14 protein-coding genes are annotated in these 13,669 nt (G+C 57.4%); 4 read left to right on the top strand and 10 right to left on the bottom strand.

What is annotated here, in order from left to right; genetic code table 11:
• Positions 1–8: 8 nt before the first annotated feature.
• The 7 genes from H0S68_RS07100 to H0S68_RS07070 all read right to left on the bottom strand — a co-directional run bounded on the left by H0S68_RS07100 (position 9) and on the right by H0S68_RS07070 (position 6,467).
• Positions 9–785 carry an ABC transporter permease gene (locus H0S68_RS07100; RefSeq protein WP_116690916.1) on the bottom strand — a complete coding sequence of 259 codons (777 nt, stop codon included), beginning with the start codon at positions 783–785 and terminating at the stop codon, positions 9–11.
• Positions 782–1,717 (bottom strand): ABC transporter ATP-binding protein, encoded by a 936-nt coding sequence (locus H0S68_RS07095; protein ID WP_048761476.1) that lies wholly within the window; start codon positions 1,715–1,717, stop codon positions 782–784. Before H0S68_RS07095 ends, H0S68_RS07100 begins: the two co-directional genes overlap by 4 nt.
• Positions 1,714–2,868, bottom strand: a complete 1,155-nt coding sequence (locus tag H0S68_RS07090) for an ABC transporter permease (protein ID WP_198640181.1) — start codon at positions 2,866–2,868, stop codon at positions 1,714–1,716. Before H0S68_RS07090 ends, H0S68_RS07095 begins: the two co-directional genes overlap by 4 nt.
• 79 nt (positions 2,869–2,947) lie before the next feature.
• Complete coding sequence (locus H0S68_RS07085; RefSeq protein ID WP_020825872.1) at positions 2,948–3,880, bottom strand: ABC transporter substrate-binding protein; 933 nt, start codon at positions 3,878–3,880, stop codon at positions 2,948–2,950.
• Between the two features lie 29 nt (positions 3,881–3,909).
• The gene (locus H0S68_RS07080; protein WP_128863992.1) at positions 3,910–4,977 is read right to left on the bottom strand and encodes a fatty acid desaturase; all 1,068 of its coding nucleotides are present in this window, start codon (positions 4,975–4,977) and stop codon (positions 3,910–3,912) included.
• Between the two features lie 159 nt (positions 4,978–5,136).
• Positions 5,137–5,523, bottom strand: coding sequence for a cell envelope integrity TolA C-terminal domain-containing protein (locus H0S68_RS07075; RefSeq protein ID WP_020825869.1), 387 nt, complete (start codon positions 5,521–5,523; stop codon positions 5,137–5,139).
• A gap of 35 nt (positions 5,524–5,558) precedes the next feature.
• Positions 5,559–6,467, bottom strand: a complete 909-nt coding sequence (locus tag H0S68_RS07070) for a LysR family transcriptional regulator (protein ID WP_262215367.1) — start codon at positions 6,465–6,467, stop codon at positions 5,559–5,561.
• Positions 6,468–6,609: 142 nt separating this feature from the next.
• Between H0S68_RS07070 and H0S68_RS07065 the strand changes: the two genes are divergently transcribed.
• The 3 genes from H0S68_RS07065 to H0S68_RS07055 are packed head-to-tail and all read left to right on the top strand — an operon-like array spanning position 6,610 to position 9,738.
• Positions 6,610–7,254 carry a hydrolase gene (locus H0S68_RS07065; RefSeq protein ID WP_020825867.1) on the top strand — a complete coding sequence of 215 codons (645 nt, stop codon included), beginning with the start codon at positions 6,610–6,612 and terminating at the stop codon, positions 7,252–7,254.
• Positions 7,255–7,299: 45 nt separating this feature from the next.
• Positions 7,300–7,845 carry an antibiotic biosynthesis monooxygenase gene (locus H0S68_RS07060; protein WP_115059469.1) on the top strand — a complete coding sequence of 182 codons (546 nt, stop codon included), beginning with the start codon at positions 7,300–7,302 and terminating at the stop codon, positions 7,843–7,845.
• Positions 7,846–7,866: 21 nt separating this feature from the next.
• Positions 7,867–9,738, top strand: a complete 1,872-nt coding sequence (locus tag H0S68_RS07055) for an amidohydrolase (RefSeq protein ID WP_410529267.1) — start codon at positions 7,867–7,869, stop codon at positions 9,736–9,738.
• Positions 9,739–9,840: 102 nt separating this feature from the next.
• On the opposite strand, the gene H0S68_RS07050 is transcribed toward H0S68_RS07055, so the two are convergent.
• The 3 genes from H0S68_RS07050 to H0S68_RS07040 all read right to left on the bottom strand — a co-directional run bounded on the left by H0S68_RS07050 (position 9,841) and on the right by H0S68_RS07040 (position 12,019).
• On the bottom strand, positions 9,841–10,971 hold the full coding sequence (locus H0S68_RS07050) for a Gfo/Idh/MocA family protein (protein WP_020825864.1): 1,131 nt from the start codon (positions 10,969–10,971) through the stop codon (positions 9,841–9,843).
• 238 nt (positions 10,972–11,209) lie between these two features.
• Positions 11,210–11,833, bottom strand: a complete 624-nt coding sequence (locus H0S68_RS07045; protein WP_130015977.1) for a glutathione S-transferase family protein — start codon at positions 11,831–11,833, stop codon at positions 11,210–11,212.
• Positions 11,834–12,019, bottom strand: a complete 186-nt coding sequence (locus tag H0S68_RS07040; RefSeq protein ID WP_046374161.1) for a DUF1127 domain-containing protein — start codon at positions 12,017–12,019, stop codon at positions 11,834–11,836. It abuts the gene before it with no gap.
• Positions 12,020–12,197: 178 nt separating this feature from the next.
• On the opposite strand from H0S68_RS07040, the gene H0S68_RS07035 reads away from it, so the two are divergent.
• The gene (locus tag H0S68_RS07035; RefSeq protein WP_048761448.1) at positions 12,198–13,652 is read left to right on the top strand and encodes a PLP-dependent aminotransferase family protein; all 1,455 of its coding nucleotides are present in this window, start codon (positions 12,198–12,200) and stop codon (positions 13,650–13,652) included.
• The last annotated feature ends 17 nt before the right edge of the window (positions 13,653–13,669 follow it).

Below are 13,669 nucleotides of genomic sequence, written 5' to 3'. Positions count from 1 at the left end.
CTATTCCCTTACCCCGCAGAAGAAGCCGCCTGCGTCTGCTGACGCCAGGCGGTGAGATAGCGCACCCAGCGCTCAAACAGCATATCGGTAATGATCGCCAGCAGCGCCACCACTACCGCACCCTGGATCACGTAGGCGGTATTAAAACCGCTCAGGCCAATGATTATCGGCGAACCAAGCGTTTTGGTGCCGACGGTGGAAGCGATTGCCGCCGTGCCGATATTGATGATCACCGAGGTCCGAATACCGGCAACAATCACCGGCGCCGCCAGCGGCAGTTCGACGCGCCACAGAATTTGCCTGGCGCTCATACCAACCCCTTGCGCAACCTCGCGGGTCGCGCTGGGTACCGATTCAATACCCGTCAGCGTGCCCTGCAAGATCGGCAGCAAACCGTACAGCACCAGTGCGATAATCGCCGGCTGTTCGCTAAAGCCCATCACAGGTACCGCTACCGCCAGCACCGCCACGGGCGGAAAAGTCTGGCCGACCGCTACCACGGTTTCCACCAGCGAACGAAACGCCTTACCGGCAGGGCGCGTCACGCCGATCCCGGCCGCTACGCCAATCACCACGGCGATCAGACTGGAGACCGCGACCAGCAACAGATGTGCCCACACCAGCGAGATAAAACTGTCCTGCTGATACACCGGCCTTTCCAGATCGGGAAACCAGGCAGCAAACAGGCCATGCAGATGATTCATGCCAAACACCAGCGCCAGCAGCAGGGCAAAGGTCCAGGGCAGCGGATCGCGCAGCCAACGCAGGGCTTTAGGCGCACTCATGACAGCGCCTTTTGGGCAATCAGATCGTTGAAATGCAGCACGCCGAGTGCCTCTCCTTGCTCCCCCACCACCGGCAAGCATTCACTGCCGCGCGCCACAAATACCGACAGCGCTTCACGCAGGTTCATGGTGGAGGAAATCGGTTCACCGTCCGCATGGCCAGGACGCACCCGTTCCGCCACCGTGCCTAAAGAAAGCAGTTTGATGCCGCGATCGCTTCGGCCAAAGAAATCGCGCACAAAATCGTTGGCCGGTGCAGTCAGCAGCTCCAGCGGCGTGCCTTGTTGCACCACACGGCCCTGATCGAGCAACACGATGCGATCGGCCAATGCCAGCGCCTCGTCAATGTCATGCGTCACCAGTACGATGGTGCGCCCGGAGAGATGATGAATACGCGCAATCTCCGTCTGCAGCGCGGTGCGCGTTACCGGATCGAGAGCGCCAAAGGGTTCGTCCATCAACAACACTTCCGGATCGGCAGCCAACGCACGTGCCACTCCCACCCGCTGCTGTTGCCCGCCGGAAAGCTGGTGCGGATAACGGTGTCGAAACAGTTCCGGCTCCAGGTGCAACAGCTCCAGCAGTTCGGTCACCCGATCGCGGATCCGTGCCCGCGGCCATTTCAGCAATTGCGGCACGGTGGCGATGTTCTCCTCTACCGTCCAATGCGGAAACAGGCCGATCGACTGAATGGCATAGCCCATGCGGCGCCGCAGATCCTGCGGTTTGAATTTTTGGATCTCTTCATCGGCAAAGTAAATTTTGCCCTGATCGTGTTCGATCAGCCGGTTGATCATTTTTAATGTGGTGGATTTACCGGAGCCTGAGGTACCGATCAGTACGGCAAATTCGCCTTTGGCAATCTGCAGCGTCAGATCGTCCACCGCCGGCTTACCCTGAAAAATCTTGCTGACCTGATTAAACTGAATCATCGGCGTGACACTTCCAAAATTGAAACCATAAATTTAAACAGCGAATCGACGATTACCGCCATCACGATCACCGGGATCACGCCCAGCAGCACCAGATCCAGCGCGCTGCTCAACAACCCCTGGAAAACGATGGCGCCGAAACCTCCGGCACCGATCAACGCGGCTACCACCGCCATACCGACGGTCTGCACCGCCAGAATGCGCACTCCGGTCAGAAACAGCGGCAAAGCCAACGGCAGCTGTACGCGAAAGAAAATCTGGCCGCGCGTCAGCCCCATACCGCTGGCAGATTCGATCACGCTGGCGGGCACGCTCTGTAACCCGGCCACCACGCTGCGCACCAGCGGCAACAGGGCGTACAACACCAGGGCGACTATCGCCGGCGCCATGCCAATGCCGCTGACGCCGTGTTCCGCCAGCCAGGGCACCGCCTTCGCCAACCCGGCCAACGGCGCTATCAGCAGGCCGAACAGGGCAATCGACGGCACGGTCTGGATAATGTTCAGCGTGGAGAAGATCGGGGTTTGCAAACGGGATGAACGAAAACACAACACCCCGAGCGGCACGCCGATCAGCAGCGCCGGGACCATCGTCGCCAGCAGAATAGTCAGGTGCTGCAACAGCGCGGCATCAAACACATCTTGCCGGTTGTAATATTCTTTCAGCAGCGAAAGCTGATCCAACTGATGGCCGAACAGCAGCGCCAGCGCAGGCAATATCACCAGCAGGTTGCCGAGCATGCGCCACAAATGCGAAGACGTGATGCGGGTGATGGCATCGGCAGCCATCAGCAGGCTCAGCGCCAGCATCAGCCAGCAGCCGCTGCCCCAGGAGGTACGCGCCAGTTTGGAACCTTCCTGCGCCAACTGCTGCGCGGCATGCCCGCTCAGCCAGAAGGTGAGCGCCAGCAGCGCTGCAGCCGCCAGCGCGGTCAACAATGCATTGCGCCTGAGCGGTGGCAACAGGCTGAGCACTGCCAGCACCAACAGCGGGGCCAATAGCCACAGCGCCGGGCCGTGCAGCAGGGAAATCAGGGAAATGCTCTTGCCCGACAGCAGGCGATTGGGGGCATAGCTGAGGAACGGCAGGCCAAATGCGGCCAGCAGCAACAAAACAAGCAGCGTCAGTAATACGCGGTTTTTTACGGCAATAATCAAAGAAACTCTCCGGCTCCATAGTCAATGGGCCCTGCTCTCCCTCTCTCCCATTGAGAGAGAGGGAATATCAGCGCTATCCCTTAACCAATCCTTTTTCTTTCAGATAAGCGGCCGCAACCTGTTTGGCATCCTGACCTTCCACCGCGATCTGCGCATTAAGTTTTTGCAGCGTCGGGCCGTCCAGCGTTGCAAAGACCGGCTTCAGCAACTCGGCGATATTGGCGTGCTGTTTCAGCGCGGCCTCACGAATGATCGGTGCCGGTGCGTAAATCGGCTGCACCCCTTTTGGGTCTTCCAGCGTTTGCAGACCCAGAGCCGCCACCGGGCCATCGGTGCCGTAAGCCATGGCCGCGTTCACGCCGGAGGTTTGCTCCGCCGCCGCTTTAATGGTCACCGCCGTGTCCCCTCCAGCCAGTGACAGCAGTTGATCCTGATTCAGCTTAAAGCCATAGGCATTCTGGAATGCCGGCAGTGCGTCCGGACGTTCGATAAATTCCGCCGAGGCCGCCAGTTTGAACTTGCCGCCGCCGTTGATCCATTTGCCCAGATCGGCCAGCGTCTTCAGGTGGTTGGCGTCCGCCACGTCCTGACGGATGGCAATAGTCCAGGTATTGTTGGCCGGCGAAGCATCCAGCCAGACAATTTTGTTCTTGTCGTAATCGAGTTTTTTGACCTTCTCAAAACCGGCCTGGGCGTTCTTCCACGCCGGATCTTTTTCATCGGAGAAGAAAAATGCGCCGTTGCCGGTGTATTCCGGGTAAATGTCAATCTCGCCGGAGGTGATCGCCCCGCGCAGCACCTTGGTGGTACCGAGCTGTAATTTGTTGGTGGTTTTGATGCCGTTGGACTCCAGCACCTGCACGATGATGTTACCCAGCAGCGAGCCTTCGGTATCGATTTTTGAGCCCACGCGCACCGTGTCGGCCGCCTGAGCCACGCCGATACTCGCGGCAAGTAAACCCAGTGCCAAAGCGAAAACGCGACCACGTAATGGGGTGATTGCCATACTTTTTCCTCTTGTTGTGTATTTTCCGGCTATTTGGCCAGATCGATTGGAAAATCCTGAGACGCGCGTTTCCATCGCACGATAAAAGTCTCCGCCGGCCAGGCTTCGGTTTCGCCCTGAACTTCCTTTAGCGGCTCGCCGGCGTTAAACGGATGAACCTCAACGGCGACCGGGGTAAAAGCGTATTCGCTGACCCATTGGCCATAGCCCTGCACCACAAATCCCTGGCTGCGCTGCTGGTAAGCACCGCGCTCCGCCAGATAGACCTGCCTTAAACCGTACCACGGCAAGCCGGGGAGATCATGGTGAACTAAATGATAGTTCAGATTGAGAAACAGCAGCCGCCACGGCCAAGCCGCCTCATTAATAATAGAACGTGCCTGCGGAGCTTCAACGGCGCGGTGCTCAAAAAACGATCTTATCTTGGTCAGCGCCAGCGCTGGATAGCCGATCGCCAACAGGTAAAACGTCGTGCCAATGCCATGTTGCTTCAGCCAAACCAGCACTGCCGCCAGCAGCAGCAGATGCACCAACCACATCACCAACGTGCGCAGTTCACCGGCGGCAATCGCTTTCAGCGCATTAACCCCCGTCGCGACGATATCCAGCGCCGGACCGAACACAATCCGCCCGCTAAGCGTATTGCGCACCTTGGCCAACAGCGGAAACAATCTGGGATAACGCTGCCACTGTGTCTGACTGAAATAATAACTTTCGGGATCTTCATGCGGGTCGGTCAGATGTTCATTGCGGTGATGCTGAATATGCGAATCGCGATACAACCCATAGGGATACCACACCGCCAGCGGCAACAGGCCAAAGAGTTGATTGATGCGGGGCCACCGCGTCGGATGGCCGTGGATCAGCTCATGCTGCAACGACATATACCAGGTGGCCAACAAAATCAGCAACGGCGTGCCAAGCCAGGGTCCCAGCGACTGCCAGTAGTGCACCACGCCAAACCAGCCGCCGTACACCGCCGCCATGATGCCCCAGGTCGGCAACTCGCATCGCCAATACCAGCGCTGGTTAAGCTGTTGGATCCAAAGGCGTTGTGCAGAATGCAAATAGTGGCTGTGGCTTTTGGCTGAGGACATGCGGCGGCTCGATGTGGGTCATTTTCCTCAGTATCTGCGAGCAGCGCAGGCGCTCAAAATAACGAAAGCGGTAAAGCAAAGTTAAAAATCAGCTATTTATGCCGTACTTTTGATGCCCCACACAATCGCGAGCTCATCCGATGCGGTAAGCCATCGGCATCAGGGAACGAAATCCAGCACCGAGCTGTTGAATAAGGCGTATTCGGTCTGACTGGTCATTTTGGGCAGTTTGGCGCGCTGTACTGCCTGACTTGCTACAGCGCAAAACTCAGCATCGCCTGCCAGAACCTTGAAATCCTTCAGGGAGCCGTCCGGTAACAGATGAATGCTGATCGAACAGGTTTGGGATTTGTATTTGCCGAGCGTCGGCATTTCTTGCGTAATGGCACGCCGCATTCTTTCCGGGTAGTTGCCCGACGGCGGCTGCACCGATGCCGCGGCAGACATCGGTTTCTCCAGCCCGGCAGCCTCGGAACGGTGGTCCGTATTACAACCGGCCAGCAACGGTAACAACGCTACCAAAAGCCACATCCCTGTTTTCATCATTCTGCATCCTTGTCGTTCCGCACAATGGCGGGGCATCAAGATGCCGGGTACAGGCTCCCGGCATCGGCACACTGCTGCAAGCGTTCACGCCACCATTTGGACGCCAAACCGGCGTTATTCTCACGCCAGCCAAAATAAGCGACGTCGCTGCAGCGCTCAGATTCGACGTTTTTCGCGACCAACTCGCCACTTTTCAGGTAAGGTTCAGCCAAATAACGCGGCAAATAACCACAGCCGAGACCGCTGAGCTGCGCCCGCAACTTGGCGTCGAAACCGAACACCGTCAAGGTGTCCTGCTCCTCGAGAATATTCAGGTTCTGCGGTGCGTTCACCCTTGAGGTATCACGCACCACCACCGCACGGTGCTGACGGATCTCTGCCTTCGGCAAAGGCTCCGGCATTGTCGCCAGCGAGTGTTGCGGCGCGACGGCAAATACGTAGTCCAACCGACCCAACTGACTAAAAGCATAGCCTACCCGCGACGGGGGTTCACAAATCGCGCCAATAATAATATCCGCACAACCATAAACCAGCGACTCCCAGGATCCCGCCAGCACCTCGTGACTAACGCGCAGCCGGGTATGGTGATTCTGCTGATAAAACTCTTCCATCAGCGGCAACAGACGTTCAAAAGGAAACGAGGCATCAATGCCAAGCGTAATTTCGCTTTCCCAGCCGTTTTCCACATAGCGAGCCTGCTGCTCCAAATCCTGCGCGGCGCGCAACAGCACCCGGCCCTTTTCCAACATCAACTTGCCGGTATCGGTGAATTTGGCGCGGTGGCCTGAGCGATCGAGCAAGGTGATGTCGAGATCGCTCTCCATTTTTTGCACCATATAGCTCAACGCCGAAGGTGTTTTAAACAGCACGGCGGCAGCCGCCGCAAATGACCCATGCCGATCGAGCGCATCCAAAATCAATAACGCTTCCAGGTTTAACCTCATCGCTCCCTCTCCGTGTATAAAAAAACTCAACAAGACGGCAAAAATTCTGCGCTATCTTTGAAATCAGCCCCTGCCTACCATGCGGTTTATCGACGTTACATTCACCCGTTGTTAAACCTAAGTCTTTCTGGGAAGGTAAATAATGTCTAAGTTTCAATTGCTTGATAAAGATAATTCTGCACTGATTTTCATTGACCACCAGCCGCAAATGTCTTTTGGCGTGGCCAATATTGATCGCCAGCAGCTGAAAAACAACGTGGTCGGTCTGGCGAAAGCCGGCAAGATTTTTAATGTTCCCACCCTTTTCACCTCGGTTGAAACCGAAAGTTTCAGCGGCTATATCTGGCCAGAACTGTTGGCGGTTCACCCTGAAATCACCCCGATTGAACGCACTTCGATGAACTCCTGGGAAGATGCAGCCTTCGTAAAGGCCGTTGAAGCCACCGGTCGCAAAAAGCTGGTGATTTCCGCGCTGTGGACCGAAGTCTGTCTGACTTTCCCGGCGCTGATGGCGCTCGAGGCAGGCTATGAAGTTTACGTGGTCACCGACACTTCCGGCGGTACCTCGGTGGATGCGCATGAGCGTTCCATCGACCGTATGGTGCAGGCCGGTGCCATCCCGGTAACCTGGCAGCAGGTGCTATTGGAGTATCAACGCGACTGGGCGCGCAAAGAGACTTACGACGCAGTTATGGAACTGGTGCGCGAACACAGCGGTGCTTACGGCATGGGCGTTGACTACGCTTACACCATGGTGCATCACGCCCCGGCGCGGGTGGCGAAATAAACCTAACCCCGGCCGCGTCGCCGGGGTTTTTCTGGAGTCGGTGCTATGGCCCACCCGCAGCATGTCACGCTAGTTATCACTCACCGTTTGGCGCCGGGGCAGGAACCGGCCTACGAGGCCTGGCTGAAGCGCATTATGCCCGAAGCCGCCAACTTTGCCGGACATCTGGGCGTTAACGTGATCCGCCCCACCGGTCATGAGCAGGCCTACACCGTACTGGTCCGTTTTGACAACCTCGACAACCTGTCCCAGTGGGTGAATTCACCGCTGCGCAAACGCTACATCGAGGAAGTTTCGCCGCTGCTGCTGGAGAGCGACAGCATTGAAATTCGGCCCGGCGCAGAATTCTGGTTCACGCCGCCGAGCGCCAATACCCGCCAGCCCGCCAAGTGGAAACAATTTTTGATCACCTTACTGGTGATTTTTCCGTCCACCAATCTGGTGCCCTGGTTTTGGGGAAACCTGTTGCCGCAGTTGAACGGCACGCTGGTCGGCCACCTGCTTAATGACGCCACCGTAGTTGCCCTGGTGGTCTTCCTCTGGATGCCGATAGTCACACGCATATTTCATCAATGGCTCACCCGCCGTTAGGCGGCCTGCCGGGAGAACGTTATGAGTAACTCTGCTTCCCTGATTATCACCAACGGTAAATTTCACACCGTCGATCGCGAGGCGCCTACCGCCCAGGCGGTTGCTATCCGCGACGGCAAATTCCTCGCCGTCGGCAGTGAAAACGACGTTATGCAGCATGCAGGACCTGAAACTCAGGTGATTGACCTGCACGGCCACACCGCCGTCCCCGGCCTCAATGACTCGCACCTGCACCTGATCCGCGGCGGTCTGAACTACAATCTTGAGCTGCGTTGGGAAGGCGTGCCGTCGTTGGCAGATGCGCTGCGCATGCTGAAAGAGCAGGCACTGCGTACCCCCAGCCCACAATGGGTACGGGTGGTCGGCGGCTGGACCGAATTCCAGTTCGCGGAACGCCGCATGCCAACGCTGGACGAAATCAATCAGGCGGCGCCGGACACCCCGGTGTTTATTCTGCACCTGTACGATCGCGCTTTACTCAACCGAGCCGCGCTGAAAGTGGTGGGCTACACCAAAGACACGCCAAATCCGCCGGGGGGCGAGATCCAGCGCGATGGCAACGGCAACCCAACCGGCATGCTGATTGCCAAGCCTAATGCCATGATCCTGTATGCCACGCTGGCCAAAGGGCCCAAGCTGCCGCTTGAACAACAGGTCAATTCCACCCGTCAGTTTATGCGCGAGCTCAATCGCCTGGGCCTGACCAGCGCCATCGACGCCGGCGGCGGCTTCCAGAACTACCCCGATGACTATCATGTGATTTCCGAACTGCACGATAAGCAGCAACTCACTTTGCGTATCGCCTATAACCTGTTCACTCAGCGACCGAAGCAGGAGCTGGAAGATTTCCAGCTGTGGACCGACATGCTGAAACCCGGTCAGGGCACCGATTTTTACCGTCATAACGGTGCCGGTGAAATGTTGGTGTTCTCCGCCGCCGACTTCGAGGATTTCCTCCAGCCGCGTCCGGATCTGCCGGAAGGTACGGAAGATGAGCTCGAGCGCGTAGTGCGCCATCTGGTCGAGCACCGCTGGCCGTTCCGCCTGCATGCCACCTATGACGAATCCATCAGCCGCATGCTGAACGTGTTCGAAAAGGTGAACCGCGATATTCCGTTCAACGGCCTGCACTGGATCTTCGACCACGCGGAAACCATCTCCGAACGTAACATCGAGCGTGTGAAAGCGCTGGGCGGCGGCATTGCCGTACAGCATCGCATGGCATTTCAGGGGGAATACTTTGCCGAACGCTACGGCAAAGAAGCCGCCAAACAGACGCCGCCGGTCGCAAAAATGCTGGCGGCCGAGTTGCCGGTAGGGTTAGGCACCGACGCCACCCGCGTGGCCAGTTATAACCCGTGGACGGCGCTGTATTGGCTGGTGTCCGGCCGTACCGTTGGCGGTATGGCGATGTACGACGACAGTGCGCGATTGGATCGCGAAACGGCCCTGATGTTGTGGACCCAGGGCAGCGCCTGGTTCTCAACCGAACAGGGTAAAAAAGGACAGATTAAGGTCGGACAGTTAGCCGATCTGGCCGTGCTGTCGCAGGATTATTTCAGCATACCCGAGGAGCAGATCAAGGGGATTGAATCGGTGATGACGGTGGTGGACGGCAAGGTGGTATACGCCGCCGGCAGTTTTTCACCGCTGGCGCCGCCGGCAATTCCGGTACTGCCTGACTGGTCGCCGGTGACCCAGGTGCCGGGGCATTATCGCTCTGCCCCTCCTTCAGCCGCGGCCCGCGTCGGGGTGCTGAGCCAGGCGCACCAGTGTTGCGGCCCTTGCGGCGTGCACGCGCATCAGCATGACGTCGCCCGCCGTTCCAGCATTCCTGTTTCAGACGACAATGCCTTTTGGGGCGCATTCGGTTGTTCCTGCTTCGCTTTTTGATTGGCAGGCTATCACCGCAGCAAGTTATCAAGCTAATAGCCTATTAACTTATTAGCCAGTTAAGCTATGACGCTCTCAAGTTGTGAGCGTCATAGCCCTTGGCTAATCGCGATTAATTTCCAGCCAGCGCCGCTGTTCGGCGGAGGCGGCTATCGCATCCAGCACGCAAGATACTTTCCAGCCTTCTTCAAAGTCAGGCCACATGCGATCACCGGCGGCAATGCCGTTAACCAGATCGCGGATCTCCACCGTTTTCTGATCGTTAAAACCAATGCCGTGCCCCGCGCTAATACAGAAGGCGGCGTAATCCGGATGCTTAGGGCCTACCAGCAGCGTTTTAAACCCCTGGCGCTCCGCCGGCTCATCGTGACGATACAGCTTCAGCTCCGCCATTCGCTCCTGGGTGTAACTTAACGTGCCCTTGGTCCCGGTGACCACGTAGGTCAGCCCCATCTTGCGCCCGCAGGCAATGCGTGAAGTCTCGATGGTACCCATGGCGCCACCGGCAAAACGCACCAGCGCGCTGGCCTGATCCTCATTTTCAACCTGATGCATCAGCGTAGGGTCTTTCGCATCCGGGCGCTGTTTGATGATGGTCTGCATATCGCCGGAGACCGCCACAATGTCACCCACCAGGTAATGCGCCATGTTAACAATATGCGCCGCCAAATCGCCCAGCGCGCCTAACCCGGCCGTGGCCTTGCGGCAGTGCCAGTCGATAGGCGTACGCGGATCGGCGAGATAATCTTCATTGTGGGTGCCGTAAAAATGCACCACTTCGCCAATCTCGCCATTGGCGATAATTTCGCGCGCCAGCTGGCTGGTCGGGTTCTTCATATAGTTGAAACCCACCAGCGTTTTAACCCCCTTGGCGCGAGCGGCCTGCACCATTTCAGCGGCGTCTTTGGCGTCCAACGCCAGCGGTTTTTCAGAATAAACGTGTTTGCCGTGACGAATCGCTTCCAGCGCCATCTCCTTATGCAGGAAATTCGGCGCGCAGATATCCACCACATCAATAGCCGGATCGGCCACCAGTTGGCGCCAGTCGGCGGTCGAACGAGAGAAACCAAATTCCGCAGCGCGCTGCTGCGCCAGCTCCGGCGTCACTTCCGCCAGCATTTCCAACACCAGTTCCCCCTTCAGTGGAAATACCGTGGCAGCCTGCGCATAAGCAATAGCGTGGCAGCGCCCAATGTAGCCGGTGCCAATTAAACCAACGCGTACCTGTTTCATCACCCTCTCCCGTTGCCTGTATCCGTAATCTGGTCAGCGCGCCACTCAATGAAACGCGCCGTCTGTGATACGGTTATATGAAATATAAATTTCAATAACAAGCAAAGAGAAAAATAAAACTCATATCCGTGATGCCGTTCATGAAACCTTGCAGACGGGAATGTAACGAGGCAGCCTCGAGGGTACGCTGCGTCTTCTGGCCAAAGATGTCAGGCCAAAATGAATATTTTATTTCATATCATGGCAACCCGTTGGCACCATACAGCAAGAAACCCGGCCGCTGTTGCAGCCGTTGCAAATACCCTTGTAACCCTGGGTAATCCGGGCGCGAGAAAGGCGTCATCAGCCAACGATTGAGCGACAGCCCAATGACCACATCCGCCAGGCTAAAGGTCGTGCCAGCAATATAAGCATTCCCCTGCGCCAAATGCTGTTCGATCATGCCCATTAACCTGTTCCACTCCCGCTCCGCCGCTGCCAGTCGCTCCGGATCCTGGTAGGCGGCATCCTGGCGAACTCGCGACATGAAAACATAGCGCCAGGCGTTGTTGAGATCGGTGGCCTGCCAGTCCATCCACATTTCTACCGCTGCCCGTGCGCCCGGTTCTGTCGGCAACAGATCCTGACGCCCTTCTCGGCCCGCCAGATAACGACAAATCGTGTTGGATTCCCACAGCACCCGATCGCCGTCAATCAATACCGGCACCAGGCCATTGGGGTTGAGGGCCAAAAACTCCGGTGTTTGCGTGGAGCGAAAACCACTGCCCCAGTCTTCTCTGGTCAGCGGCAACGCCAGTTCATGGCTGGTCCACAATACTTTGCGCACATTGATCGACGAAGCCTTACCCAACAATTTCAACATTTATGTTCTCCAAAAAGGCTTGCGCCCTTCTTGCATTGCCTGCGCGCGCGACAGACCAATGTCCGCCAGTTGGGCATCGTCCAACTGCAACAAAGATCTACGGGTGCGATAACGCTGCAGGTACAACTGCCAAAGTGGAAATCTCGCCCGGTGCTGTACCGGTTCGCCCTCAACAGAAATGCTCATCACAGATCCTCTTTCGGTTTGATCACGAAACCTATGATGCTGATCGCGCGAAAAACAATACAGATTCAGGGCGTTGATATTTTTTCCATACAAAAGCTGTCTCTGCCTATCTGAATGGTCTAATTTAATCTCATCTGTACCGGTTTTTTCCTCAACCATTCTCACTTTGGGTATCTGTATGACACGCTACGCCACCCTGGCCGCGCTCCTTAGCCAACGCATCGAACAGGGGCTCTATCCGGCCGGCGATCGTCTGCCGTCGGTGCGCGCGCTAAGCCTGGAACACGGCGTCAGCATCAGCACGGTGCAACAGGCCTATCGCCTGCTGGAAGAGAGCCAACTGGTGGAAGCGCGCCCCAAATCCGGCTATTTCGTACAAAGGCGCCGCACTCTGGCCGAGCTTCCCGCCGTCACCCGTCCGGTGCAACGACCGGTAGATATTTCGCAGTGGGAGCAGGTACTGGAACTGATCCGTAATAAACCACGCGAAGATGTGATCCAGCTCGGCCGTGGCATGCCGGATATCAGCGAACCTACGCTGAAACCGTTGACCAAAGCGCTGGGCACCCTGGGCCGTCACGGCGATCTGCGCAGCCTGCTCTACGACAGCATTCAAGGCGTTATCGGCTTGCGTGAACAAATCGCCCGGCTGCTGCTGGACTCCGGTTGCCAGATTAGCGCCGACCAGTTGGTGATCACCACCGGCTGCCACGAGGCGTTGTTCACCGGCCTGCGCGCCGTCTGCCAGCCGGGGGATATCGTGGCGGTAGACTCCCCCTGCTTTCACGGCACCATGCAAACGCTGAAAGGGTTGGGCATGAAGGCGTTGGAAATCCCTACCGATCCGCTGACCGGGATCAGCCTGGAGGCGCTGGAACTGGCGCTGGAGCAGTGGCCGGTGAAAACCATTCTGTTGACGCCCAACTGCAATAACCCCTTGGGTTACATTATGCCGGAGGAGCGTAAACAGCGTTTGCTGACGCTGGCGCAGCGCTACGATGTGACGATCATCGAAGACGACGTATACGGTGATATCGCCTACCAATACCCAAGGCCTCGCACCATCAAATCCTTCGATGAAGACGGCCGGGTATTGCTGTGCAGCTCGTTCTCCAAAACGCTGGCGCCCGGCCTGCGCATCGGTTGGATTGCCCCAGGGCGTTATCTGGAGCGCGTGTTGCACATGAAATATATCGGCACCGGCTCTACCGCGACCCAGCCACAGCTGGCGATTGCCGAATTCATCCGTCACGGCCACTATCTGCAACATCTGCGGCGCATGCGTACCCGCTACCAGCAGAACCGGGACGTGATGACCGGATGGATTATGAAGTACTTCCCGCCCGGTACCCGTGTTAGCCAACCGCGCGGCGGCTTTATGCTGTGGATTGAGCTGGATGAAGCGTTTGATACCCTGCGGCTAAATCGCCATTTGGAACAACAGGGTGTGCAGATCGCCGTCGGCAGCATTTTTTCCGCCTCCGGTAAATACCGTAACTGCCTGCGTATCAACTATGCGCCCAAGCTGACGCCAGAGATTGAACAAGCGGTGCAACGGGTTGGCGAGACCATTCAAATGCTGATGCTGGCGCACGCCCCAGAGCGCGACATCACATTGGCGCGATCGGATTAAACTCTGGCGCAATCGGA

It is taken from the genome of Serratia sp. AXJ-M (genome assembly GCF_046531865.1).
GTDB classification, from domain to species: domain Bacteria; phylum Pseudomonadota; class Gammaproteobacteria; order Enterobacterales; family Enterobacteriaceae; genus Serratia; species Serratia liquefaciens.
Note: the sequence above shows the minus strand (reverse complement) of the source record. Positions and strands in the feature narration are given on the sequence as shown.